Annotated in this window: 25 protein-coding genes and 1 pseudogene; 19 read left to right on the forward strand and 7 right to left on the reverse strand. The window is 69.9% G+C overall.

Annotated features, from left to right (window positions below):
• Window positions 1–51: 51 nt before the first annotated feature.
• Window positions 52–549, reverse strand: a complete 498-nt coding sequence (locus EXE48_RS01440) for a LabA-like NYN domain-containing protein (protein WP_053771576.1) — start codon at window positions 547–549, stop codon at window positions 52–54.
• Between the two features lie 118 nt (window positions 550–667).
• On the opposite strand from EXE48_RS01440, the gene EXE48_RS01445 reads away from it, so the two are divergent.
• The 3 genes from EXE48_RS01445 (at window position 668) to EXE48_RS01455 (ending at window position 3,853) form a co-directional block, all read left to right on the forward strand.
• Window positions 668–1,771 carry an AI-2E family transporter gene (locus tag EXE48_RS01445; protein ID WP_137710620.1) on the forward strand — a complete coding sequence of 368 codons (1,104 nt, stop codon included), beginning with the start codon at window positions 668–670 and terminating at the stop codon, window positions 1,769–1,771.
• An 81-nt stretch (window positions 1,772–1,852) separates the two neighbouring features.
• Window positions 1,853–3,040 (forward strand): FtsZ/tubulin family protein, encoded by a 1,188-nt coding sequence (locus EXE48_RS01450; protein ID WP_137710621.1) that lies wholly within the window; start codon window positions 1,853–1,855, stop codon window positions 3,038–3,040.
• A gap of 78 nt (window positions 3,041–3,118) precedes the next feature.
• Window positions 3,119–3,853, forward strand: coding sequence for a profilin-fold protein (locus EXE48_RS01455; RefSeq protein ID WP_137710622.1), 735 nt, complete (start codon window positions 3,119–3,121; stop codon window positions 3,851–3,853).
• 38 nt (window positions 3,854–3,891) lie between these two features.
• On the opposite strand, the gene EXE48_RS01460 is transcribed toward EXE48_RS01455, so the two are convergent.
• Window positions 3,892–4,554, reverse strand: a complete 663-nt coding sequence (locus EXE48_RS01460) for a DUF7344 domain-containing protein (protein WP_233561592.1) — start codon at window positions 4,552–4,554, stop codon at window positions 3,892–3,894.
• 409 nt (window positions 4,555–4,963) lie between these two features.
• Here EXE48_RS01460 and EXE48_RS01465 point away from each other — a divergent pair, with 409 nt between their 5' ends.
• Both EXE48_RS01465 and EXE48_RS01470 read left to right on the forward strand, forming a co-directional pair.
• Window positions 4,964–6,481 carry a PGF-pre-PGF domain-containing protein gene (locus EXE48_RS01465; protein WP_053771571.1) on the forward strand — a complete coding sequence of 506 codons (1,518 nt, stop codon included), beginning with the start codon at window positions 4,964–4,966 and terminating at the stop codon, window positions 6,479–6,481.
• Between the two features lie 127 nt (window positions 6,482–6,608).
• The gene (locus tag EXE48_RS01470) at window positions 6,609–7,835 is read left to right on the forward strand and encodes a 5-(carboxyamino)imidazole ribonucleotide synthase (RefSeq protein WP_137710623.1); all 1,227 of its coding nucleotides are present in this window, start codon (window positions 6,609–6,611) and stop codon (window positions 7,833–7,835) included.
• 18 nt (window positions 7,836–7,853) lie between these two features.
• Here the strand turns inward: EXE48_RS01470 and EXE48_RS01475 are convergent, their stop codons facing one another.
• Window positions 7,854–8,105 carry a type II toxin-antitoxin system HicA family toxin gene (locus EXE48_RS01475; RefSeq protein ID WP_137710624.1) on the reverse strand — a complete coding sequence of 84 codons (252 nt, stop codon included), beginning with the start codon at window positions 8,103–8,105 and terminating at the stop codon, window positions 7,854–7,856.
• Between the two features lies 1 nt (window position 8,106).
• Window positions 8,107–8,376, reverse strand: a complete 270-nt coding sequence (locus tag EXE48_RS01480) for a type II toxin-antitoxin system HicB family antitoxin (RefSeq protein ID WP_053771568.1) — start codon at window positions 8,374–8,376, stop codon at window positions 8,107–8,109.
• Between the two features lie 83 nt (window positions 8,377–8,459).
• Here EXE48_RS01480 and EXE48_RS01485 point away from each other — a divergent pair.
• The 14 genes and pseudogenes from EXE48_RS01485 (at window position 8,460) to EXE48_RS01550 (ending at window position 20,645) form a co-directional block, all read left to right on the forward strand.
• Window positions 8,460–8,950 (forward strand): annotated as a pseudogene (locus tag EXE48_RS01485) (NUDIX hydrolase).
• A 76-nt stretch (window positions 8,951–9,026) separates the two neighbouring features.
• Window positions 9,027–9,635, forward strand: coding sequence for a 5-(carboxyamino)imidazole ribonucleotide mutase (gene purE / locus EXE48_RS01490; protein WP_053771567.1), 609 nt, complete (start codon window positions 9,027–9,029; stop codon window positions 9,633–9,635).
• A gap of 198 nt (window positions 9,636–9,833) precedes the next feature.
• Window positions 9,834–10,250 carry an NADH-quinone oxidoreductase subunit A gene (locus tag EXE48_RS01495; protein WP_053771959.1) on the forward strand — a complete coding sequence of 139 codons (417 nt, stop codon included), beginning with the start codon at window positions 9,834–9,836 and terminating at the stop codon, window positions 10,248–10,250.
• A complete protein-coding gene (locus tag EXE48_RS01500) occupies window positions 10,250–10,948 on the forward strand; it encodes an NADH-quinone oxidoreductase subunit B (protein WP_053771566.1) in 699 nt (232 codons plus the stop codon). The genes EXE48_RS01495 and EXE48_RS01500 overlap by 1 nt, the downstream gene beginning before the upstream one ends.
• The gene (locus tag EXE48_RS01505; RefSeq protein WP_053771565.1) at window positions 10,945–12,609 is read left to right on the forward strand and encodes an NADH-quinone oxidoreductase subunit D; all 1,665 of its coding nucleotides are present in this window, start codon (window positions 10,945–10,947) and stop codon (window positions 12,607–12,609) included. The genes EXE48_RS01500 and EXE48_RS01505 overlap by 4 nt, the downstream gene beginning before the upstream one ends.
• Entirely contained in the window at window positions 12,609–13,682 is a 1,074-nt protein-coding gene (locus tag EXE48_RS01510; protein ID WP_053771564.1) for a complex I subunit 1/NuoH family protein, read from the forward strand. The genes EXE48_RS01505 and EXE48_RS01510 overlap by 1 nt, the downstream gene beginning before the upstream one ends.
• Window position 13,683: 1 nt before the next feature.
• Window positions 13,684–14,145: a NuoI/complex I 23 kDa subunit family protein gene (locus EXE48_RS01515; RefSeq protein WP_004596401.1), complete on the forward strand. Its 462-nt coding sequence runs from the start codon at window positions 13,684–13,686 to the stop codon at window positions 14,143–14,145.
• 49 nt (window positions 14,146–14,194) lie between these two features.
• A complete protein-coding gene (locus EXE48_RS01520; protein WP_017342604.1) occupies window positions 14,195–14,461 on the forward strand; it encodes an NADH-quinone oxidoreductase subunit J in 267 nt (88 codons plus the stop codon).
• Window positions 14,458–14,817, forward strand: coding sequence for a hypothetical protein (locus EXE48_RS01525; protein ID WP_053771563.1), 360 nt, complete (start codon window positions 14,458–14,460; stop codon window positions 14,815–14,817). Before EXE48_RS01520 ends, EXE48_RS01525 begins: the two co-directional genes overlap by 4 nt.
• Window positions 14,814–15,134 carry an NADH-quinone oxidoreductase subunit NuoK gene (gene nuoK, locus EXE48_RS01530; RefSeq protein WP_053771562.1) on the forward strand — a complete coding sequence of 107 codons (321 nt, stop codon included), beginning with the start codon at window positions 14,814–14,816 and terminating at the stop codon, window positions 15,132–15,134. Before EXE48_RS01525 ends, nuoK begins: the two co-directional genes overlap by 4 nt.
• A gap of 1 nt (window position 15,135) precedes the next feature.
• Window positions 15,136–17,184, forward strand: coding sequence for an NADH-quinone oxidoreductase subunit L (gene nuoL, locus EXE48_RS01535; RefSeq protein ID WP_137710625.1), 2,049 nt, complete (start codon window positions 15,136–15,138; stop codon window positions 17,182–17,184).
• A 14-nt stretch (window positions 17,185–17,198) separates the two neighbouring features.
• Entirely contained in the window at window positions 17,199–18,713 is a 1,515-nt protein-coding gene (locus EXE48_RS01540) for a complex I subunit 4 family protein (RefSeq protein ID WP_121599304.1), read from the forward strand.
• The gene (locus tag EXE48_RS01545) at window positions 18,706–20,208 is read left to right on the forward strand and encodes an NADH-quinone oxidoreductase subunit N (RefSeq protein WP_137710626.1); all 1,503 of its coding nucleotides are present in this window, start codon (window positions 18,706–18,708) and stop codon (window positions 20,206–20,208) included. The genes EXE48_RS01540 and EXE48_RS01545 overlap by 8 nt, the downstream gene beginning before the upstream one ends.
• Before the next feature lie 152 nt (window positions 20,209–20,360).
• Window positions 20,361–20,645 carry a hypothetical protein gene (locus tag EXE48_RS01550; protein WP_137704816.1) on the forward strand — a complete coding sequence of 95 codons (285 nt, stop codon included), beginning with the start codon at window positions 20,361–20,363 and terminating at the stop codon, window positions 20,643–20,645.
• Window positions 20,646–20,659: 14 nt separating this feature from the next.
• On the opposite strand, the gene EXE48_RS01555 is transcribed toward EXE48_RS01550, so the two are convergent.
• From EXE48_RS01555 to EXE48_RS01565, 3 genes are read right to left on the reverse strand one after another with little or no spacing between them, the layout of a single operon-like run.
• Window positions 20,660–20,890: an H/ACA ribonucleoprotein complex subunit GAR1 gene (locus tag EXE48_RS01555; protein ID WP_137710627.1), complete on the reverse strand. Its 231-nt coding sequence runs from the start codon at window positions 20,888–20,890 to the stop codon at window positions 20,660–20,662.
• Window positions 20,891–20,892: 2 nt separating this feature from the next.
• Window positions 20,893–21,171 carry a signal recognition particle subunit SRP19 gene (gene srp19, locus EXE48_RS01560; RefSeq protein WP_053771557.1) on the reverse strand — a complete coding sequence of 93 codons (279 nt, stop codon included), beginning with the start codon at window positions 21,169–21,171 and terminating at the stop codon, window positions 20,893–20,895.
• Between the two features lie 59 nt (window positions 21,172–21,230).
• The gene (locus EXE48_RS01565; RefSeq protein WP_137710628.1) at window positions 21,231–23,153 is read right to left on the reverse strand and encodes a PAS domain-containing sensor histidine kinase; all 1,923 of its coding nucleotides are present in this window, start codon (window positions 23,151–23,153) and stop codon (window positions 21,231–21,233) included.
• Window positions 23,154–23,204 lie beyond the last annotated feature (51 nt).

Raw genomic sequence — 23,204 nt, forward strand, 5'->3', positions numbered from 1 at the left:
CGCGGCCGCGCTCGGGCGCCCGCTCGCAACGCCGGACTGGACGCTCGCCGGCTACAGCAGGAACGTCTCCTCCTTCTCCGCGAGGTCGACGAAGTCGTCGGCGGCCGCGATCAGCTCGTCGGCGGCCGAGTTGCCGAACCCCATCGCCTCCACGCGGACGCCCTCGTGGCGGAGGTGCGAGCAGAGCCGGGCGAAGTCGCCGTCGCCGGTACAGAGGACGACCGTGTCGACGTGGCTGGCTAAGGAGACGGCGTCGAGGCTCATCCCGAGGTCCCAGTCGGCCTTCTTCGACCCGTCGGCGAACGTCTTGATCTCCTTGATCTTCGTCTCGAAGCCGATGTCGCGGAGCGCCTCGAAGAAGCTCTCCTCCTCGGGCGAGTCGGCGCGGATGACGTACGCGATGGCGCGCACGAGCGACCGGTCCGCGACGGCCTCTTCGAGGAGGCCGGAGTAGTCGATGTTCCGCGAGTAGACGCTCTGTGCGGAGTGGTACAGGTTCTGCGAGTCCGCCAACACCGCGACGCGCTGGTCCGGGTGAATGTCGTTCATAGGCCCTCCTTCACCGCCCGCCGTTAGGGGCTTTGGGATCCGCGCGGCGGCGAGTCCCGGGCGCGGGCGAGCCGCGGCGACCACCATGGTTTATGTCAGACGATGGCGACCGTGGCCCATGGACGAAAAGCGGTTCGTCGTCGCCCTCTTCGGCCTCGCGGTCGCGTTCGTCGCCGGCTACGTGGCCTACCGGTTCGTCGCCCCGCTCACGGTCGCCGTCTTCCTCTACTACTCGACGCGGCGGTTCTACCACCGGCTCGAACGCTTCCGACTGCCGGCTCGGGTGCGCGCCGTGATGTCGCTGTCGCTCATCGGCGTGCCGCTCATCGGCCTGGTGAGCTACACCCTAGTGCTGCTGATCTTGGAGGCGCGCCGGTTCATCGAGACGTACCCGGTGGCCGACACCATCGGCGCGGAGAACTCGGTGATCGGCGACCTCGCGGAGCTGTCGAACCCGACGGCCGACGAGCTGCTCGCGGCGTACCGGTCGGGGCAGTTCGACCCCCTCATCGACCTCGTTTCCGAACAGGCGTCGCTGCTGGCGAGCACCCTCTCGGGGCTCGCCCTGAACCTCCTCATCACCATCGTCGTGACCTACTACCTGCTCATCGACGGGTCCCGGTTCCACAGCTGGCTCCTCTCGTTCGACGACGACGCGGTCGTCCGCGAGTACCTCGAGACCGCCGACGACGAGCTGGAGGCGGTGCTGTACGGGAACCTGCTCAACGTCATCGCCATCGGCATCATCGCCGTCGTCACCTACCTCGGGTACAACGCGGTCGCCCCGGCCGCCGTCGAGATCCCGTACCCCACGCTCGCCGGCGCGCTCACCGGCGTCGCCAGCCTGATCCCCGTGATCGGGATGAAGATCGTCTACATCCCGATCGCGGCGGCGATGTCGGTCCCGCTCGCGCTCGACGGCGACCTCTCGCTGCTCGTGTACGTCGCGGGGTTCCTCGCGGTCGCGGTCGTGGTCGTCGACACCATCCCCGACATCGTCCTGCGGCCGTACTTCAGCGGCAAGACAACCCACGTCGGGCTGCTGATGCTCGCGTACATCTTCGGCCCGGCCGTGTTCGGCTTCCACGGGCTGTTCCTCGCGCCGATCATCCTCGTGCTGGCGCTGACGTTCGCGGACACCGCGCTGTTGCGCCTGCTCGGCGTCGAGCCGGACTCGGGGCCCGAGATCTCCGCCGGACAGCGTCAGCTCGACGAGTTCTGAGCCGTCGCGGGCGCAGGGCGGTTCGGTAACGGTTCGCGGCGAGCCGAAGTCATATATCCTCGGTCGACGACCGGGCCACGTATGCGACTCCACGTCATCGGACTCGGCGGGGCCGGCGGGCGGGTCGCCGACCGGCTCGCCGCGGCGCACGGCGACGACCCGTTCCTCGGGGGCGTCAACGCCTTCGACACCGACATGGACGCGCTCGGGGCGCTGGACGCGCTCGGCGAGGAGCGTCGGTACCGGTTCGGCGACGCCGCGGGCGGGGACGGGCTCCAGGGCGACCTCCACGCCGGGCGTCGCCTCGGCGAGGCGCACGCGAGCGAGCTCGGGCGGGCCATGGACGACCAGCGGCCGTCGCTCGCGGAGGCGTTCCTGCTCGTCGTCGGCCTCGGCGGCGCGGCCGGCGCGGGCGCGGCGCCCGCGCTCGCCGCGGAGCTCTCGCGGCTCTACGACGCCCCAGTCTACGCCTTCGGCTTCCTCCCCACCCGCGACGAGACAGAGGAACCGGACGACGACGCCCCGCGAAGCGCGTCCGCCGGCGGGGCGAGCGGCGCGGGGGCGGGCGCGGGAGCCGGTGACGGGCCCGCGCCGCCGACCCCGCACCGCCCGCTCGCCGAGCGGAACGCGGCCCGGACGCTCGACGCGCTCTCCGAGGAGTGCGCGGCGGTCTTCCCCTTCGACAACGCGGCGTGGCTCCGTCCGAGCGAGACGCTCGGCGGGGCGCGAGACCGGCTCAACGGGGTCGCGGCCGAGCGGATCGCGGCCCTGTTCGGCGCGGGCGAGACGCCGGAGGGCACGGAGACGCCCCAGCAGGTGCTCGACGCGAGCGACGTCGCCCGCGCGGCGGGCGGTGACGGCGAAATCGCGGCGATCGGGCACGCGACGCAGGCGGTCGACGCGCCCGACTCGGGCTCGAAGTTCGGGCTCGGGCTGTTCGGCTCCTCGGAGCCGGCCGAGGTCGACACGAGCGCCGCGGTGTCGGCAATCGAGACGGTGATCCGGAAGGCGACCCGCGGGAAGAACACGGTCGAGGTCCCCGACGGGCGCGCCGACCGGACCCTGCTCGTGGTCGGCGGCCCGCCGGCGTGGCTCAACCGCGAGGCGATCGCCGACGGGCGGCGCTGGCTCGCCGAGGAGGCCGGCTCGGACGCGATCCTGAGCGGCGACGCGCCGGTCCCGGAGGGCGACGAGGTGTTCGCCGTCGTGATCCGGTCGGGGATCGACGAGCCGGACCGGGTCCGGGAGATCCGCGAGACGATCGAGTGACCGCGCCGGCGCGGGCCGGCGGCCGACGCCCGGCGGGCGACCCGAACCGGTTAACCGGGTGGCGCGCCCAGTAACCCCGTGACGACGCAGGCAGACCTCGGGATCGACCTCGACGTGCGCGACGCCGCGGCCGTCGCGGAGCGGCGCGACGAGCTCGTCGCCGCCGTGCGCGACCACGCCGGGGCGATCGCCTACCAGCTCGCGCGGCTCCAGGGCGGCGACTACGGCCGGGAGACGCTGTCGACGCGCGGCGGCGAGTGGACGGTGAAACACGAGGCGGGTGAACTGGAGTTCCTCCTGTTCTCGCCGAAGTCGGGCTCGGACACGTACGTCATCTCGACGAAGCAGCCGCCGGACCCCGCCGACCTCGCGGTCGCGCTCGACGACTACGCGGCGTTCGTGGCGGCCTGGAACGACCACGTCGACTCGCTGTCCGGCGTCCTCGACGACGTGAGCGCCGAGTTCCCGGACCCGGCGACCACCGAGGGCGTGGTGGCGGAGCGCGACCGCGTCCTCGACGCGATCCGCGAGACCTGCGCGGTCATCGCGGGGGAGATCCACCGGTACGAGGGCGACGACTACGGGACGTTCACGGCGCGCGTGGAGGGCGACCGCTGGGAACTGAAGTACGACGAGGGGAGCGTCTCGTACCTCCGGATCGGCGGGTCGGGCGGCCTCTACCTCCTCTCGCAGTACGGCGCGCCCTCCGCGGCCGACGTCCGGGAGTACGCGGACGGGTTCCGCGGCTTCGTCGCGGCGTACAACGAGTTCGTCGACGGCCTCGAAAGCGACCTCGAACGGATTTCCGTCTGAGGCTCCGTCTCGACCGACCGGCCGGCCTCTTCGCGCACTCACCGCTCCGTCCCGTCCGCGGCGCTCAGGAGGTCGCCGAGCAGAACCGGGTACCGCCGCGAGACGACCGCCGCGTACACGGCGGCCGAGACCCCGGCGCTCACCGCGACGGCGACCCCGAACCCGACCGGGGAGAGGGAGGCGAGCCCCGGCGCGTTCAGGGCCCACCCGACGCCGACGAGCCCCGCGGCGGCGGCGAGCGCGCCCGCGACCGCTCGGGCGACGGCCCGCGAGTCGATCTCGAGGTCGAGGAACCGCTGTCGCTCGGCGGCGGGGACCGCCGCGACGGTCGAGGCCTCCCGGTCGAACTCGATGGCCCCGGCCTCGGCCATCACCGGGCAGTGGTGCTGGTACAGCGACGCGTACACGCTCTTCCGCTCCTCGCTTGCGACGGCCGCCGGATCGATCCCCCGTTCGCGGGCGGCGACCCGGCGAGAGGCCTCCGCGAGGCTCACGGGGCCGTCGCGGCGGTGGAGCAGTGCCCACAGGAGCCGGCGCCGGCGGTTCCCCAGGATCCCGAGCAGGTCGTCCCGGTCGACGACCGACTCCGAGTCCGCCGGGCCGAGCGGTCTCCGCCCGTCGTCGCCACTCTCGGAGTCGGCGGATCCGACGCCGTCGTCTCCGGTCGCGTCCCCACGGCGGCCACGTCCGTCGTCTCCCACGGACGCACCGCCGTCGGCGCGCAATCCGCGTCTCCCACCCCGTTCCCCGTCGCGTCTCGTGTCTGTTGGTAACATACCACTTTCTACGGCGACGGCCGACTAATGTATTGGCCGATATGATCACGAACATGAGTGATTGCCTCAGTCGGTCGCGTCACGCCGGCCGGGAACGCTGCGCGGGTCCGCCGGTCCGTCGCCGCCGCCCGGAGCGGATCCGGGTCCCGCCGACGGCGCGACGCCGTCGGCCGGCGAAACGACTCGTTACCGCCGGCGCCGCCGCGGTAATCCGTCGTAGCAATCGGTTAATACCTACTTATCCTCGGTGGCGTGGTGTCTCACGTCCCTCCCCCCGCGACGCTCGGACGCCCCACAGGGGCGCTCCGTTCGGACCGGCGTGGGACGATCCCTCATGTCACGAACTCCCTCGAAATCGCTCACGGTCGTCATCGCCTCGCTGCTGGTCGTCTCCGCGGTCGCCGGCGCCCCGGCGGCCGTCGCGCAGGACGGGCCGCCTCCGACGCCGGCCGCCTACTTCGGCGAGATAACCGTCGACGGCGAGCCTGCCCCCGAGGGCGTCGAGGTCACGGCGTACGTCGACGGCGAACTGCGCGGGAGCCTCACCACGACCCAGATCGGCGCGTACGGCGGTTCCTCGGCGTTCGACCGGAAGCTCGTCGTCGAGGGGACCGACGCCGACGCGGGCGCGACCGTCGAGTTCCGGGTCAACGGCGAGGTCGCTTCGACCGACGACGCGATCGAGTGGGAGCCGGGCGAGGTCCGCCGCGTCGACCTCGCGGTCGGCGATGGCGCCGACGGCGGCGACGGTTCGGACGGGTCGGACGGCGGCGACGGATCAGACGGTGCCGACGGCAGCGACGGTTCGGACGGGTCGGACGGCGGTGACGGTTCGGGCGGCGGAGACGGGTCGGACGGCGCCGACACCGATGGCGGCGGTGGCGGCGGCGCCGTCGCGCCTCCGCCGAGCGGCGACGCCGTCGAGACGACCGCGGCCTCGGTCGAGATGGCGAACGGCACCGCGACCCTCTCCGCGGGCAGCGTCGGGACCGACGAGGTCGTCGAGGCCGACCTGCCGAACGGGACGGCGACGCCGAACGCGACGCTCGCCGCGCTCTCGGTCGCCCCCTCCTCGGAGATCCTCTCGTTCGGCGTCGAGGCGACGGCGATGGCCCCCTCGGAGCTGCCCGACGGCGTGCGCGACCACGAGGGTGCGGAGACGGTGTCGGTCTTCGAGATCGAGCCGACCACCTTCGACTCCGGCGCCGTCGAGTCCGCCGAGATCCGCTTCGAGACGGAGATGTCGGCGTTCTCCGACGCGGAGTCGCCCGAGGGCGTCGCCCTGTACCGCTACGTCAACAACCGGTGGCGCGAGCTCCCGACGACGTACGAGGGCGACGGCGTCTACGTCGCCGAGACGCCCGGGTTCTCCTACTTCGCGGTCGGCGGCCCGCAGTCCGACGTGACGGTCGCCGAGGCCTCGCTCGGCGCGGCCGAGGTGTCCCCCGAGAGCGAGACGGAGGTGGCGGTCAGGCTGCGGAACGCGGGCGACGCCGAGGGGACGACGAACGTCGGCCTGCGGATCAACGGCGAGCTCGTCGCCGACCGGACGATCACGGTCCCCGCCGACGCGACGCGGCGCGTCACGTTCACGCCGCGGTTCCCCGAGGTCGGCGAGTACGACGTGGCCGTGGGCTCGACCGAGGTCGGAACCGTCTCGGTCGTCGAGTCCACCGACGACGCCGACTCCGGGAACGGCGGCGGCGCCGGCGCGACCGGCGACGGGAGCGGGGACGCTTCGGACGACGGCGCGCCGCTCGAAGGGTTCGGCGTCGGCCTCACGCAGGTCGTCGGGCTCGTGAGCCTGCTGCTGGTCGTGGCCGGCGGGTTCCTCCTGTTGCGCCGGGAGTGACCGACCGGTCGCCTCGGCTCTCGGCGACGTCGTCGGGCGCTCCTCCCGCTCGATCGATGCGCGTTCGTGCCTATCTCGATCGTGTTTTGGCAATACTTATTCATCTCTGTTGGGTACCGACTCGCACATGTCGATCACCCTTCCGGGGCCGACGCTCGGCGTCGTCGGCGGCGGACAACTGGGCCGGATGCTGGCCGAAGCCGCGGCGCCGCTCGGCGTCGACCTCGTCGTGTTGGACCCGACGCCCGACTGTCCGGCGGCGCCGGTCGCGACCGACCAGATCGTCGGCGACTTCGACGACGCGGACGCACTCGACGAGCTCGCGGCCCGCGTCGACGCCCTGACCTTCGAGATCGAGCTCGCGGACCCGGACCGCCTCGCGGCCGCGAGCGAGGAGCACGGCGTGCCGGTCCACCCGGACCCCGGCACCCTGGAGACGATACAGGACAAGCTGGTCCAGAAGGAGGCGCTCGCGGACGCCGGGATCCCCGTCCCGGAGTTCGTCGCGGTCGCGACCGCCGAGGGGCTCGAACGCGTCGTCGAGGAGTTCGGCGGCGTCATGCTGAAGGCCCGCCAGGGCGGCTACGACGGCCGCGGCAACGTCTCGGTGGAGACGCCCGACGAGGCGGCCGACGCGCTCGATCAGATCGGCGGCGCCGCGATGGCCGAGGAGTTCCTCGACTTCGAGCGCGAGGTCGCCGTGATGGGTCTGAAGGGCGCGGACGGCGAGACGCGGACCTACCCGGTCACGGAGACGGTCCACCGCGAGGAGATCCTCCGCGAGAGCGTCAGTCCGGCCCGGGCCGACGACGCGGTCGTCGCCGAGGCCGAGTCGGTCGCGCGCGACGTGCTCGACGTGCTCGACGGCCGGGGAGTCTACGGCATCGAACTGTTCGAGACGCGCGAGGGCGAGGTGTTAGTCAACGAGATCGCGCCGCGCCCGCACAACTCCGGCCACTGGACGATCGAGGGCGCGCGCACCTCGCAGTTCGAGAACCACGTCCGGGCCGTCCTCGGCTGGCCGCTCGGCCCGACCGACCTCGTCGCGCCCGCGGTCACGGTGAACGTGCTCGGCGACGTTCACGAGAGCAGGGCTCTCGTGAGCCAACCGGAATCACGGCGTGATTCCGGTGACGTGGACGAGCGGGGGGCGGCGACGCTCCGGAACGTCGAGTCCGTCCTCGACGCGCCCGACGCCGACCTCCACTGGTACGGCAAAGACGACGTGTACCCGCTCCGGAAGATGGGCCACCTGACGGTGACGGACCGGGGCGCGACCGACGAAGCCGACCCCGACGCGCTGCTCTCTCGGGCGCGAGAGCTCCGCGACGGGCTGACCTTCCGAGACGCGTAGCCGTGGACCGTCCGGTCTTCAGGAGTTTCGGTCGATCCACGCGCAGAAGGCGTCGAAGTCACGCGCGCCGGCGTCGTCCGCGATACCGCTGAGGGTTCCCTCCCGAAGCTCGTCGTGTAGCGGAACCGTGACGTGCCGTCTGTCCCTCTCGTTCGCCGGATGCTCGTAGTACAGCTGCGCGTGGTCGCCGGTCGTTCGTCGCCACTCGAAACCGCCGCGGTTGACGAGGACCTTCACGACCTCCCGCCCATAGAACGTGCGCCTCGCCACGCTATTCGAGGACGTCGGGCGGTTCCGCGTCTCCGGTCGCGTTCTCCTCGGGGTCGATCCCGTGTTCCCGAAGCTCCTCGTCGGTCGGCTCGCGACCGATCTCTCCTCGGTGGAGCGCGACGGCCTCGTCGAGGTTCTCCAGCGCGTCGGACCGGGACTCTCCCTGCGTCGTGACGCCCGTCCCGACGTCTCGGGCGATCCACCACCCCTCGTCTCGCCAGAGGCGGATCTCCCCGTCGCGGTCCGCTCCGTCTTCCGTCGAGCTCGGCATTACCGTATCTTTCGTCCGATTTCGTTGATAAGGGTTGGGCAGACGAACGACTGATACCGGTGCGCCGACCAAGTGACGACTCGATGCCGGACGGTCTCGCACCCGACGCGCCACGCGAACGCCAGTCGATCCGGCTCCCGCCGGACCGGATCGAGGCGCTCCGCCAGTGGGCGGAGGAGGGAACCGCCCTGACGGCTGCGGTCCGCGTCTGCGACCCGACGGTCGGCTCGCGCTCGTGAGGACCTCGTGGTCGGACGGCTGGGTGCTCCCGGGCGGCGCGGTCGAACCGGGGGAGTCGCCGGCGGCCGCGGCGGCGCGGGAGGTCCGCGAGGAGACCGGACTCGACGCGGCGATCGGCGACCCGGTCGTCGTCTTCGAGCAGTCGTACGTCGACGCCGAGCGCGACGTGTTCGCGTTCGAGGCCGAGTACGTCGTCTTCGCGGCGCGCGCCGAGGGGTGGATTCCCGACACGGCCGATCTCGGAGTCGATCCGGACGAGATCCGCGCCGCGAGGTGGTTCGACGAAGTCCCGGCGAACCTCCACGACGGGGATCTGCTCCGGGGGCTCCTCTGACCGCGCTTCGAGGGGAAGTTCCCTCCGGCTCGCCGCATCCGGCACTTCCTTACCGGCCTCCGCCGAATCCCTGCCCATGACCACGGTGGACGACCTGATCGACCGGCTCGAAGCGGAGGCGGCGGCCGACGCCGACCCGGCGACTACCCCGGACGTGGGGATCATCATGGGCTCGGACTCGGACCTCCCCGTCATGGAGGACGCCTACGAGGCGCTCGACGACCTCGGCTTCGCGGAACAGACCGACTTCGACGAGCCGCCGGACGCCCGGTTCACCTACGAGAGCTACGTCGTCTCCGCGCACCGCACGCCGGAGCTGATGTACGCGTACGGGGAGACGGCGTCCGCCCGCGGGCTCGACGTGATCATCGCCGGGGCCGGGGGGAAGTCCGCGGACCTGCCGAACATGACCGCGTCGATCGCGTACCCGGTGCCCGTCATCGGCGTGCCGGTTCAGGAGAAGTCGGTCGACTCCGTCATCGGGATGCCGACCGGCGCGCCGATCGTCGCCGTCGACGCCGGGAAGTCGTACAACGCCGCGCTGTCGGCCGCGCAGGTGCTCGCGCGCGAACACGAGGCGGTCGAGGAACGACTGGTCGAACTCCACGACGAGCAGCGGGCGGACGTCGCGGACGTCTCCGCGGCCCTCCACGACCGCGGACTCGACGGGTTCCGCGAGCGGTAGCGGGAACGCGTCGCGTTCGGCCGGCTTGCCCCGGACGCGTCGCCCTTTCATTCCGCGACGAACCCGTTCGGCGGCTCTCGGTGACATTTCCGGCGCTTCGACCGCGAACGGCCGGTACCGGCCCGCACGCACGCGGACGCACAAGACTCAACGCTTATGAGGGGGCGGTCCAAACCACAGCACGTTACGGAGACCTATATGAGCGATTGGATAGCGATTGGCGCCTTGGCGGTCGTCGGCCTGCTCATCCCGGTAGCGATGATGTCAGTGTCGGCGCTGCTCCGCCCGAGCGTGCCTGAGACCGGTAAAAGTACCACCTACGAGTCCGGCGAGACCCCGACGGGCGGGACGCGGATCCGGTTCAACATCCAGTACTACATGGTCGCGTTGTTGTTCGTCGTGTTCGACATCGAGACCGTGTTGCTGTTCCCGTGGGCGGTCATCTACCGTCCGGCCGTCCAGGCCGGCGTGCCGATGGCCGACCTGCTGTGGCCGATGTTGGCGTTCGTCGGGATCCTGGCCGTCGGGCTCGTCTGGGCGTGGCGGTCGGGGGCGATCAGCTGGGCCCGCAGCCCCCGCGCGACCAGCAGAAAGACGACGGAGGACCTCAACTAATGAGCAGCGATCAACCGTTTATCACCGACGATTCGCAAGTCGTAACCGAGACCCGAGACGCCCGGATGACCGGGCAGGGAGACCGGTTCAACTCCCGCCTGCGTGAGGCGTTCGGCTCCTCGCCGTTCATCCTCACCAAGTTCGACAAGTTCCTGAACTGGTGTCGGGGATCCTCGATGTTCATGCTGCAGTTCGGCATCGCCTGCTGCAGCATCGAGATGATGCACACCTACGCGGTGAAACACGACCTCGACCGCTTCGGGTCGGGCGTCCCCCGCGCCTCGCCGCGGCAGGCCGACGTGATGATCGTCCCCGGGACGATCGTCTCCAAGTTCGCCCCGCGGATGAAGCGCGTCTACGACCAGATGCCCGAGCCGAAGTTCGTCGTCGGCATGGGCTCGTGTACCATCTCCGGCGGCCCGTTCCAGGAGGGGTACAACGTGATCAAAGGCGCCGAGGAAGTCATCCCGATCGACATCCACGTCCCCGGCTGCCCGCCTCGCCCCGAGGCGCTCGTGTACGGCGTCGTGAAGCTACAGGAGCGCGTCGCCAACGGCGAGGCCGCGCCCGTCACGGTCAAGCCGTACGAGCTGGAGGAGTTCTCGGACCTCGAACGCGACGAACTCGTCGACAAGCTGGCCGACCAGATCGACGACGATGAGCTCGTCATGCGGTACAACTTCGCTGATTCGCCATGAGCCTCGAACGACCAGACACCGTCGACGACGGCACCGTCGAGCAGACGCCCGACGAGCTTGAGGCGCTGCTCGGTGACCTCGTCGTCGACCGCGACGACCACCTGAACGCGCCCGGCTTCGTCATCCGCCCGGACACCGTTCAGGAGACGCTTCGGACCCTGAAAGAGCAGGCGGGGTACGACCACCTCTCCGTCGTCTCCGCACAGGAGTACGAGAACCGATACGAGTCGATCTACCACCTGAAGAAGTACGACGACCCGACCCAGGAGGTCAGCGTCGTCGTCCCCGCCGACAAGGACGACCCCGTCTCCGAGTCGGGCGAGCCCGTCTTCCGCACCGCCGACTGGCACGAGCGGGAGGCGTACGACCTCATCGGGATCGAGTACGACGACCACCCCGACCTGCGCCGGATCCTCCTGCCGGAGACCTGGCAGGGCCACCCCCTGTCGATGGACTACGACAAGGACCGGCCGCAGATCGCCACGCTCCCGGAGCACGCGAACCCGTTGGAGGACCACCACAAGGACTCCGAGTCCGACACGATGTTCCTCAACATCGGGCCGCACCACCCGGCGACCCACGGGGTGCTCCACCTGAAGACGGTCCTCGACGGCGAGCAGGTCGCCGACGTCGAGCCGGACATCGGCTACCTCCACCGCAGCGAGGAGCAGATGGCGCAGTCCGGGACGTACCGCCACCAGATCATGCCGTACCCGGACCGCTGGGACTACATCTCGGCGGGGCTGCTCAACGAGTGGGCGTACGCCCGCGCGGCCGAGGACCTCGCGGACATCGAGGTGCCCGAGTACGCGCAGGTCATCCGCACGATGGGCGCCGAGATGTGTCGGATCGCCGCGCACATGCTCGCCTTGGCGACGTTCGCGCTCGACATCAACGGCGACTTTACGGCGACGTTCATGTACGCCATCAACGACCGCGAGCGCGTCCAGAACCTCTTGGAGGATCTGACTGGCCAGCGGCTGATGTTCAACTACTTCCGGCTCGGCGGCGTCGTCTGGGACCTGCCGGAGCCGCGCGAGGAGTTCTTCTCGAAGACGCGGGACTTCCTCGACCAGCTCCCCGAGTCCGTCGAGGAGTACCACAACCTCATCACCTCGAACGAGATCTTCCAGATGCGGACGATCGACACGGGGATCCTCCCGCCGGACGTCGCGAAGAACTACGGCGCCACCGGCCCGGTCGCCCGCGGCTCCGGGGTCGACTACGACCTGCGCCGCGACGACCCGTACGGCTACTACGACGAGCTCGACTGGGACGTGGTGACCGAGGACGGCTGCGACAACTTCAGCCGCCTGCTCGTCCGGATGCGCGAGGTCGAGGAGTCCGCGAAGATCATCGAGCAGTGCGTCGACCTGCTCGAAGACTGGCCCGAAGACGAGCGGAACATTCAGGCGAACGTGCCGCGCACGCTGCGCCCGGACGACGACACCGAGATCTACCGCGCCGTCGAGGGCGCCAAGGGCGAACTCGGCATCTACATCCGGTCGGACGGGACGGACAAGCCCGCCCGGTTCAAGATCCGGTCGCCGTGCTTCTCGAACCTCCAGACGCTGCCGGAAATGGCGAACGGGGAGTACATCCCCGACGTGATCGCCGCGCTCGGTAGCCTCGACGTCGTTCTCGGGGAGGTGGACCGCTGATGGGCACGGCGCCCGCGCAGCTGTTCCCCGAGTTCATCGTCGACACGCTCGGCCTCGACAGCGTCATCGGCGAGGTGGCGGCGTCGCTCGTCGCCGCCTTCGTCGTCGGCAACATCATCCTGGCGTTCACGGGCGTCGCGGGCCCGTGGGCGAAACGGAAGATCACGGCCGCGTTCACCGACCGGATCGCGGTCGACCGGATCGGTCCCTTCGGGCTCCTCATCATCCCGGCGGCGGCGGTCCAGCTCCTCGCGAAGGAGCTCATCATCCCCGAGGGCGTCGACCGCCCCTCGTGGGACATCGCGCCGATCCTGCTGCCCGCGTCGGCGCTCCTCGGCTTCTCCGTCATCCCGATGGGCCACCTCGGCCCGATCAACCTGCACCTCGCGGACCCCGAGGTCGGGTTCGCGCTGGTGTTCGCGTTCGCCTCCATCGCCTCCGTCTCGCTGGTGATGGCCGGCTACGCGTCGAACAACAAGTACTCGCTCCTCGGCGGGCTGCGGGCCGTCGCGCAGAACCTCGCGTACGAGATCCCGCTCATCGTCACCGCGATGTCGGTCGTCATCTTCGCCGGCACGCTCCAGATGAGCGGCGTGGTCGGCGCGCAGACGCAGACGCTCGTGACGATCGGCGGGCTCGCGATCCCGTCGTGGTACGCGTTCGTCAACCCGTTCGCGTTCGTGCTGTTCCTCACCGCGAACATGGCCGAGATCGGTCGGAACCCGTTCGACATCCCCGAGGCGCCGACGGAGATCGTCGCGGGGTACCAGACGGAGTACTCCTCGGCCTACTTCGTCCTGTTCTACCTCGGGGAGTTCGTCCACATCTTCCTGGGCGGCGCGATCCTGGCCGTGACGTTCCTCGGCGGGGCGTCCGGCCCGGGCCCGGAGAGCATCGGCTTCATCTGGTTCGTGGTGAAGATCTGGGGCTTCTTCCTGTTCACGCAGTGGGCCCGCTCGGCGCTGCCGCGCGTCCGCATCGACCAGCTGATCGAGATCGGCTGGAAGGGAATGCTGGTGCTGTCGTTCGCGAACCTGGTTCTCACGGCCGTAATCGTGGGGGTGATCGCTTGATATGATCGGACTGATGAAATCCATGGCGACGACGATGAAACACGCGCTGGACGGGTCGACGTTCACGGTGGAATACCCGGAGGACGCGCCCGAGGTGAGCCCGCGGTTCCGCGGGGTCCACAAGTTCAGCCAGGAGCGGTGCATCTGGTGTCGGCAGTGCGAGAACGTCTGTCCGAACGACACGATCCAGATCGTTCAGGACGACCAGCGCAACGGCGAGCAGTACAACCTCCATATCGGGCAGTGCATCTACTGCCGGCTCTGCGAGGAGGTCTGTCCCGTCGACGCCATCCTGCTGACCCAGAACTTCGAGTTCACCGCGGACACGAAGGACGACTTCGTGTTCAACAAAGAACAGCTCAAGAACGTCCCGTGGTACAAGGGCATCGACCCGCTGGAGTCCCGCAACCCCGATCGCGGCGCGTGGATCGGGGAGGGCGACGGCGAGGTCGACTACCAGTAGCGGGCACGTCTCGAAATCTTCAAAGGGGTTCTCATAGGAGACAAACACAATGGTTTATGCTACCATCGCGTTCGGGCTGTTCGCCGCGGTCACGCTGGCGTTCGCCCTCGGGGTCGTCCTGGCGCGCGACGTGTTCCACGCCGCGCTGCTTCTGGGCGGAGCCCTCACGAGCGTCGCGGTGCACTACGTGATGCTGCGGGCGGAGTTCATCGCCGCCATGCAGATCCTCGTCTACGTCGGCGGGGTCCTCATCTTGGTCACGTTCGCCGTGATGCTCACGCGATCGGATTCGGAAACGGAGGTGAGTAGCGCGTGAGCAGCGACGAGAGCCGCGGCTCCCGGATCGCGCCCGCGATCGCCGTGGGCGGACTGTTCGCGGTGTTGGCCGCGACCGTCAACGGGGCGACGTTCGGCTTCGAGGAGGTCGGCTTCCCGGCCGACGCCTCGGTCGTCCACAACATCGGGTACGCCCTCTTCAACCTCGCCGAGTACGACCTCGGCGCGGTTCCGTCCGAGGGGTTCCTCGCGGCGTTCCTGATCGCCGCGGTCGCGCTCGACGTGGCGGTCGACGGCGCCGTCTACCTGGCCAAACGCGAGGAGGACGGCTCCGTCGTCGCGGCGGTCGGACAGGCGTTCACCGACGGCGGACGCGACGGGGGTGACCGTCGATGACGGCGCTCGCGTCCTCGATCCCGCCGTCGTGGTACCTGCTGTTGGCGTCGGCCATCTTCTGTATCGGCCTGTTCGGCGTGTTGACGCGGCGGAGCGCGCTGTACTTCCTCATGAGCGTCGAGCTCATGATGAACGCGGCCAACATCAACTTCGTCGCGTTCGCGCTGTACTACGGCGACCTCACGGGGCAGGTGTTCGCGCTGTTCGTCATCGCGCTCGCCGCCGCCGAGGTCGCGATCGGTATCGGCATCATACTCGTGTTATACCGCAACTTCGGCACGACCGACGTGACTGTTCCCGCGGAGATGAGGTGGTAAGATGGTGAACGCATTCGCATACGTTCCGGCGATCGTACTCCTCCCGTTCTTCTCGTTCCTGGTCGCGCTCGGCGCGGGCAGGTACCTCCCGAAGGGCGGCGCCTTCGGCGGCATCGCGGCGACGGCCGGCTCGTTCCTGCTGTCGATCTGGGTCGCCGCGACCGTCGCGGGCGGACGGGCGTACAACGAGACGCTGTACCACTGGGCGAGCGAGGGCGGCGCGGGCATCGGTCCGACGGACATCGAACTCACGTTCGGCGTCCTGATCGACCCGCTGTCGGCGCTCATGCTGGTCATCGTGACCCTCGTGGCGCTGCTCGTCCACGTGTTCTCGCTCGGCTACATGAACGACGAGGGCGAGACCGGGCTGCCGCGCTACTACGCCGGGCTCGGCCTCTTCACGGCGTCGATGCTCGGCTTCGTCGTCGCCGACAATTTGTTGATGGCGTTCATGTTCTTCGAGCTGGTCGGGCTCTGCTCGTACCTGCTCATCGGCTTCCACTTCCGGGAGCCGGGTCCGCCGTCGGCCGCGAAGAAGGCGTTCCTCGTCACCCGCTTCGGTGACTACTTCTTCCTCGTCGGCGTCGTCGCGGTGTTCGCCACTTTCGGCACGGCGCAGTTCGCCGGTCCCGACTCGTTCCCGGCGCTGGCCGACGCGGCGCTCAACGGCTCCGGGTCGGCCGCGTGGACTCCCGGCGGCCTCGACCTCGGCACGTGGCTGACCGTCGTCGGCCTGCTCGTCCTGGGCGGCGTCGTCGGCAAGTCCGCGCAGTTCCCGCTCCACACGTGGCTCCCCGACGCGATGGAGGGCCCGACGCCCGTCTCCGCGCTCATCCACGCCGCGACGATGGTCGCGGCCGGCGTCTACCTCGTCGCGCGGATGTACGGGTTCTACGTGCTGACGCCGACGACGATGGCGGTCATCGCCTTCGTCGGCGGCTTCACGGCCCTGTTCGCGGCGACGATGGGGCTCGTGAAAGACGAGCTGAAGCAGGTGCTCGCGTACTCGACCATCTCGCAGTACGGCTACATGATGCTCGCGCTCGGCGCGGGCGGGTACGTGGCCGCCGTCTTCCACCTGACCACCCACGCCTTCTTCAAGGCGTTGCTGTTCCTCGGCGCCGGGTCGGTAATCATCGCGATGCACCACAACGAGGACATGTGGGACATGGGCGGGCTGAAGTCGAAGCTCCCCGTCACCTACTACACGTTCCTCGCCGGCTCGCTGGCGCTGGCGGGAATCTTCCCGTTCGCCGGCTTCTGGTCGAAAGACGAGATCCTCTACGAGGCGCTCGTCCACGGGCTCAACGACCCGCTGCTGCTCGGCGGCTACCTGATGGGGCTGCTCGCGGTGCCGGTCACCGCGTTCTACACCTTCCGGATGGTGTTCCTGACGTTCCACGGCGAGCCCCGCAGCGACACCGCCCGCGACCCCGAGTCCGTCCGCTGGAACGTGAAGGGCCCGCTGACGGTCCTCGGCTCGCTCGCGGTCGTCACCGGCTTCATCAACATGGTCCCCGTGAAGAAGGTGCTCGGAATCAAGGGGATCGACGTGCTTCACCGCTGGCTCGACAACGAGTGGGGCGGCATCGAGGGGCTCTCCTCGCACCACTACGCCGACATCGGTCCGTACAGCAGCGCGTACCTCGTCGGCGGTGAGGCCGGGACCGTCCTCGTCGGCGCGGCCGTCTCGCTCGGCCTCGCGCTGCTCGGACTCGGACTCGCCTGGCGGCTGTACAACGTGCCGTCGCCGACGGAACACACCGCCAAACTCGGCGGGATCAAAGACGTGCTGTACAACAACTACTACCTCGACGAACTGCAGGTCTGGCTCGCGTATCGGACGGAAGACGTCGCGGGCGGCGCGAACACCTTCGACCAGGGAATCATCGACGGCGTCGTGAACGGCGTCTCCTCGGTGAGCCTGACCGGCGGCGGCCGGATCCGCAAGCTCCAGTCGGGAGTTGTCTCGCAGTACGCCGCGCTGCTCACCTTCGGACTCGTCGCGCTGTTGCTCGTGCTCGGCGCGACCGGGGGGTGGTTCCTGTGATACTCGAAGCGCTCATGGCGGCCGCGTTCGTCGGCGCACTGACGGTGTTCCTCGCGCCCGACGAGTGGGCCGGTCGGCTGGCGTTCGCGATCAGCCTGATCCCGTTCGTCGGCAGCCTCTACCTCTGGTCCGGCTTCGAAGCCGGCGGCAACGCGCTGCTCGGCGGCGAGATAGCGTACGCGACCCGGATGGAATGGCTCGAAGTGGGCGGCCGGAGCGTCTCGTGGTTCGTCGGGCTCGACGGGATCAGCCTCCCGCTGTTCGTGCTCACGACGTTCCTCGTACCGCTGGCGATCCTCAGCGCGTGGACGCCCGTCGACACGCGACAGAGCCAGTTCTACGGGCTCATGCTGTTCATGGAGGCGAACCTGCTCGGCGTGTTCGCCGCGCTCGACTTCTTCCTGTGGTTCGTCTTCTGGGAGGCTGTGCTGGTCCCGATGTACTTCCTCATCGGGATCTGGGGCGGTCCGCGCCGCAAGTACGCCGCGATCAAGTTCTTCGTCTACACGAACGCGGCGTCGCTGCTGATGTTCATCGGCTTCATGAGCCTCGTGTTCGCGCTCGGCGACTCGGTGTCGTCGTTCGCCCTGCCGGAGATCGCGCAGGCGATCGCCGCGGGCGACCTGAGCGCGTGGTTCGGCATCCCGGCGGACCGCATCGCGATGGCCGCGTTCCTCGCGATGTTCCTCGGGTTCGCGGTGAAGGTCCCGATCGTGCCGTTCCACACGTGGCTGCCGGACGCCCACGTTCAGGCGCCGACCCCGGCGTCGGTGCTCCTGGCGGGCGTCCTCCTGAAGATGGGAACGTACGCGCTGCTCCGGTTCAACTTCACGATGCTCCCCGAGCAGGCGTCGATGCTCGCGGTCCCGATCGCGGCCATTGCCGTCATCAGCGTCATCTACGGCGCGATGCTGGCGCTCGCACAGAAGGACCTCAAGCGGATCGTCGCCTACTCGTCCGTCTCGTCGATGGGCTATGTCATCCTCGGGCTCATCGTGTTCACCGAGTACGGGATCGGCGGGGCGACGTTCCAGATGGTCGCGCACGGCCTCATCTCGGGGCTCATGTTCATGGCGGTCGGCGTCATCTACAACGCGACCCACACCCGGATGGTCGGCGACATGGCCGGCATGGCCGACCGGATGCCGGTCACCGTCGGCATCCTCGTCGCCGGCGCCTTCGGCTACATGGGGCTGCCGCTGATGGCCGGCTTCGCCGGCGAGTTCTTCATCTTCGTCGGCTCCCTGTCCGCGCCGGCGCTCCCGTACGCACCGGTGTTCACGGCGCTGGCGATGTTCGGTATCGTCATCGTCGCCGGCTACCTGCTGTCGGCGATGCAGAGCACGCTGTTCGGTCCCTTCGAACTGGAGACCGACTACGACGTCGGGCCCGCGGCGTTCCACGACGTCGCCCCGCTCGCGGTGCTTCTGGTGGCGATCATCGTGCTGGGCGTCGCGCCCGACATCTTCTTCGAGATGATCCGTGACGCTGCCCTGCCGGTCGTCGAGGGGGTGACGATCGATGGTTAACGGACTGCCCGCCGTGACGGCGCTGCTGCCGGCGCTGCTGTTGGCCGTCACCGGACTCGCGCTGCTGTTGATCGACACGGTGCGGCCGGACGCGCGCTCGAACACGTCGATGGCGGTCGTCGGTGCGGTCGGGTCGCTCGCCGCGCTGACGGCCACCGTCTGGCTCACCGCCAGCGGCGGCGTGAGCCCCGACGGCGGCGCGGTGCTGCTGTTCGCCGACGCGGTGAAGGTTGACACCCTGGCGCTGTTCTTCACCGCCATCTTCGCGTCGGTGACCGCGCTGGTGTTAGTCGCCGCGCACGACTACTTCCACGACCACGCCAACCCGGCGGCGTTCTACTCGCTCGTGACGTTCGCGGCGACCGGGATGGCGCTGCTCGCGGTCGCGAACTCGCTCGCGGTCGTGTTCGTCGCCCTGGAGATGGTGTCGCTGCCGTCGTACGTGCTCGTCGCGTACCTCAAGGAGGACCGGGGCAGCGTCGAGGCGGGGATGAAGTACTTCCTCGTCGGAGCGCTCTCGTCCGCGGTCTTCCTGTTCGGCATCTCGCTCGTGTACGCCGCGACCGGGTCGCTCATCCTCGCCGACATCGCGTCGGCGTCGATCGAGGGCCTGGCCGGCGTGCTCGGCGTCGGCGTCGTGATGATGATCGGCGGCGTCGCCTTCAAGACCGCCTCCGTCCCGTTCCACTTCTGGGCGCCGGAGGCGTACGAGGGCGCGCCCGCGCCGGTGAGCGCGTTCCTCTCGTCGGCCTCGAAGGCCGCCGGGTTCGTCGTCGCGTTCCGCGTGTTCACCGAGGCGTTCCCGCTGGAGATGGCGGTGTCCGCGAACGTGGACTGGATGCTCGCCTTCGCGGTCCTCGCGGCCGTCACGATGACGCTCGGCAACTTCGCGGCCGCGGTCCAGGAAGAGGTCAAGCGGATGCTCGCGTACTCCTCCATCGGGCACGCCGGGTACGCGCTCATCGGCGTCGCCGCGCTCACGGTCGACGGCCCCGCCAACGGCACGGTCATGGGCGCCGCGATGGCGCACCTGCTCGTCTACGGGTTCATGAACACCGGCGCGTTCCTCTTCGTCGCGATGGCGGAGCGGTGGGGCGTCGGCCGGACCTTCGCTGACTACGCGGGGCTCTGGCGGCGCGCGCCGGTCGCCTCCGTCGCGATGGCCGTGTTCATGTTCTCGCTGGCCGGGCTCCCGCCGTTCGCCGGGTTCTTCTCGAAGTACTTCCTGTTTCAGGCGGCCATCGACAACGGCTTCCTGTGGCTGGCCGGCCTCGGCGCGGTGAACAGCGTCGTGTCGCTGTACTACTACAGCCGGGTCGTGAAGGCGCTGTTCCTCGACGACCCCGAGTCGCCGAGCGCGCTCGACGCGATCGACGTGCGACCGACGGCGCTGTACGCCGCGGTCGTCTTCGCGGCGGTCGCGACGGTGCTGCTCCTGCCCGGCTTCGGCCCCGTCATCGAGACGGCCGAGGCGGCGGCCTCCGCGCTGTTTTAGAGCGGCCGCGGAACCGCTCTTCTTTCCACACGTCTCACGCCCCCAGCGACGGCGCCGACCGTCGCGGCGTCGGACCGACGCGGCGGCTTTCGGTCGGCGACCCGCGCGCCGGCGCCCACAGATATTCGTCCGTTCGGCCCCTCGGTACGGTCGTGTCCCGGACTCGCACCTACCGGTGTCTGAACTGCCTCGACGAGACCGTCACGCGCTCGTTCGACACCTCTCACCTCTCGATGACCTGTCCGAACTGCGAGTCGTTCGAGCGGTTCGCGAACGAGGCGGTGATCGAGCAGTTCGAGTCGCTCGAGGCGTCGCCGCCGTCGGAGTTCGACTGGGACCGGCTGGAACGCCGGGAGAAGCTGCTGGTCGCGGAGCGGATCGCTCGCACGGACAAGACGCTCGCGGACTTCGACGTGACCGACGCGACGGAGGCGTAGCGCCGCTCGGGGCGCTACCGCGCGTACAGCTTGCCGCCGACGAGGTCCGCGAGCCCGACGCCGTCGCCGGGCGTGACGGCCACGTAGGGGCGATCGATCGGCCCGAACACGTCGACGACGCGGCCGACCGTCGAGAGCGACTCGTCGACGACGCTCGCGCCGATCCGCGGAGGCTCGGCGCCCGGATCGCCGCGGGCGATCGCGAGCCCGCCGGCGGTGCGGACGACGGTACCGACGCGCCGCACGGTTACTCCCGGAGCACGCCGAGGTAGGCGGCGATCGCCTGGACGAGGTCGTTCTTCGCGGTGTCGTCGGTGCCCTGGACCGCCACGTACCCGCGGGCCTCGAACTCCCGGGAGTACGTCGCGTCGCGCTCGACGACCGCGTCGTAGCCGACCTGCTGGACGGCCTTCGCTATCTCGTCGACGGTCGGCGCTTCGACCGCCAGATCCGTCGGGACGCGGCGCCCCTCCGAGCGGGACAGCTCGGCGTCGAAGTAGGCGGGGTAGACGACGTTCTCGACCATACCGGATCCCCTCGCGCGCGGCGTAAGGTCGTTTCGGACCGCCGCGCGCTCGGCGCCGCTCAGTCGGTTCGGAACTCGAACCGGGCCCCGCCGTCCTCGCCGGTCGTCGCCTCGACGGTCCAGCCGTGCGCCTCGGCGATGCGCTCGCTGATTGCGAGCCCGAGTCCCGTGCCCGACTCGTCGGTCGTGAACCCGCTCTCGAACACGCGCTCGCGGTCCGCCTCCGGGAGCCCGACGCCGTCGTCCTCGACGTAGAAGCCGCTCGCGGAGCTCCCGTCGCCCCCCTCGAAGGTACCCGCCCCGACCCGGACCGAGAGCGGCTCGTCGGGGGCGTCGCGACCGTGTTCGACGCTGTCGTCGGGCTCTGCCCGACTGCTCGCGGACCCGTGTTCCACACTGTTCCGGAAGACGTTCTCGAACAGTTCGCGCAGCCGCGTGCGGTTCGCCTTCAGGGTCGCGTCGGACTCGACCGTCAGCGTCGCGACGTCCGTGTCGACGCCCTCCCACGCCTCGCGCGCGACCGCGGCCAGCGAGACCGGCTCCGTCTCGCCCACCGACCGCCCCTCCCTGGCCAGCGACAGGAGGTCCTCGACGAGCTCGTCCATGCGCCCGATGGCGTCGGCGACCCTGTCGAGGTGGTCAACGTCGCCCGTCTCGCGGGCGAGGTCGACGTACCCGTCCGCGACCGACAGCGGGTTCCGGAGGTCGTGGGAGACGATGGAGGCGAACTCGTCGAGCCGCTCGTTCTGTCGCCGCAGCGTCTCCTCGCGCTCGCGCCGGTCGGTGACGTCGGTGTAGATGGCGTACCCGGCCGCGTTCGCGGCGTCGAGGTGGATCGGGATGACGTGGAGGATGAAGTGTCGCGGCCCGTCGGCGGTGACCCGCGTGACCTCCCGTCGGACGTTCTCGCCGCGCTGGAGCTGCTCGTTGAGCTCTTCCGCCTCCGCGTCGGCCTCCGGGGGAACGATGTAGTCGTCGATGGACTCGCCCATCACCGTCTCCGGGTCGTACCCGAACGTCGCCTCGAACGCCTCGTTCACCTGTCGGACGACCGGGTCGCCGTCGGTGTAGTCGTAAGCGATGGCGGGGTCAGGCACGTTCGTGAACAGCGCGAGCAGGCGGTCTCGCTCGGCCCTGAGCGTCTCGGTGACGTCGATCCGGTCGAGGGTCTCTTCGAGGTGGGAGCCGAGCAGCTCCGCCAGCCGGCGGTCGGCGTCGTCGAACGCGTCGGCGCCGTCGCTCGCGTCGGCCGCGAGCTGGAAGACCACGTCCTCGCCAACGGGGACGGTGAGCAGCGTGTCGTACCGGCTCTCGGGGGTCGGGTTCGGCGCGACGGAGACGTCGCCGGTCTGGACCGCCTGCCCCGCCACGCCGGTCCCCACCCGGACCCGGTTACAGTCCTCGACGGGCGTCCCGCTGGAGGTGACCACGGGCTCGACCCACTCGCCGTCGCGAACCGCGACCACGGCCCGGTACTCCGGGAACACCAGCTCGGCGACGGCGATGGCGGCCCGGTACGCCTCGTCGACCGACCTGACGGCCGCGAGCTCCGTCATCCCGGCGTTGAGCTGTTCGATCCGTGACGGGGTCCGCGTCGGGTCCGTCCGGACGACGGACCGCCGCTCCCGGGCGAGCAGCCACGACACCGTCTCCGAGAGCGACTCCGGCGTCCGCGCGACCGCGTCCACGAGCGGGTCGGTCGCGACTCGGTCGGCCGGGTCGTCGACGAAGGCGACCACGGAACCGACGCGGTCGGCGGACCGGACCCGTCCGAGCCCCGCCTCGTCGGCGACGACCGTCACGTCGGCCCCGGCGAGGCGCGAACCGTCGGTGGCGGCCGCGTCGGCGGCGTGCGTCTCGACCGCCTCACCGTCCTCGCCGCCGGGGGCGTCGGCGCCGAGTCGGGCCTCGAGGTCGTCGGCGAGTCCAGACGCACCGCCGAGGACGAGAACCGACGCGCGCTCGCCCAGCGCAGAAGTCACAATTGTACGTGATACGCACCGCCGAGAGTATAAATCTTCTTACCGATCGAC

This window comes from Halorubrum sp. ASP1 (genome assembly GCF_005435135.1).
Lineage (GTDB): Archaea > Halobacteriota > Halobacteria > Halobacteriales > Haloferacaceae > Halorubrum > Halorubrum tropicale.

Coding starts and splice junctions, on each gene's coding strand:
- srp19 (WP_053771557.1), bottom strand. CDS start 21,171: ATGGTCGAGAACGTCGTCTACCCCGCCTACTTCGACGCCGAGCTGTCC.
- EXE48_RS01495 (WP_053771959.1), top strand. CDS start 9,834: ATGAGCGATTGGATAGCGATTGGCGCCTTGGCGGTCGTCGGCCTGCTC.
- purE (WP_053771567.1), top strand. CDS start 9,027: ATGACCACGGTGGACGACCTGATCGACCGGCTCGAAGCGGAGGCGGCG.
- nuoK (WP_053771562.1), top strand. CDS start 14,814: ATGACGGCGCTCGCGTCCTCGATCCCGCCGTCGTGGTACCTGCTGTTG.
- EXE48_RS01480 (WP_053771568.1), bottom strand. CDS start 8,376: ATGCCGAGCTCGACGGAAGACGGAGCGGACCGCGACGGGGAGATCCGC.
- EXE48_RS01470 (WP_137710623.1), top strand. CDS start 6,609: ATGTCGATCACCCTTCCGGGGCCGACGCTCGGCGTCGTCGGCGGCGGA.
- EXE48_RS01500 (WP_053771566.1), top strand. CDS start 10,250: ATGAGCAGCGATCAACCGTTTATCACCGACGATTCGCAAGTCGTAACC.
- EXE48_RS01450 (WP_137710621.1), top strand. CDS start 1,853: ATGCGACTCCACGTCATCGGACTCGGCGGGGCCGGCGGGCGGGTCGCC.
- EXE48_RS01445 (WP_137710620.1), top strand. CDS start 668: ATGGACGAAAAGCGGTTCGTCGTCGCCCTCTTCGGCCTCGCGGTCGCG.
- EXE48_RS01510 (WP_053771564.1), top strand. CDS start 12,609: ATGGGCACGGCGCCCGCGCAGCTGTTCCCCGAGTTCATCGTCGACACG.
- nuoL (WP_137710625.1), top strand. CDS start 15,136: ATGGTGAACGCATTCGCATACGTTCCGGCGATCGTACTCCTCCCGTTC.
- EXE48_RS01505 (WP_053771565.1), top strand. CDS start 10,945: ATGAGCCTCGAACGACCAGACACCGTCGACGACGGCACCGTCGAGCAG.
- EXE48_RS01440 (WP_053771576.1), bottom strand. CDS start 549: ATGAACGACATTCACCCGGACCAGCGCGTCGCGGTGTTGGCGGACTCG.
- EXE48_RS01545 (WP_137710626.1), top strand. CDS start 18,706: ATGGTTAACGGACTGCCCGCCGTGACGGCGCTGCTGCCGGCGCTGCTG.
- EXE48_RS01515 (WP_004596401.1), top strand. CDS start 13,684: ATGATCGGACTGATGAAATCCATGGCGACGACGATGAAACACGCGCTG.
- EXE48_RS01520 (WP_017342604.1), top strand. CDS start 14,195: ATGGTTTATGCTACCATCGCGTTCGGGCTGTTCGCCGCGGTCACGCTG.
- EXE48_RS01465 (WP_053771571.1), top strand. CDS start 4,964: ATGTCACGAACTCCCTCGAAATCGCTCACGGTCGTCATCGCCTCGCTG.
- EXE48_RS01540 (WP_121599304.1), top strand. CDS start 17,199: ATGGCGGCCGCGTTCGTCGGCGCACTGACGGTGTTCCTCGCGCCCGAC.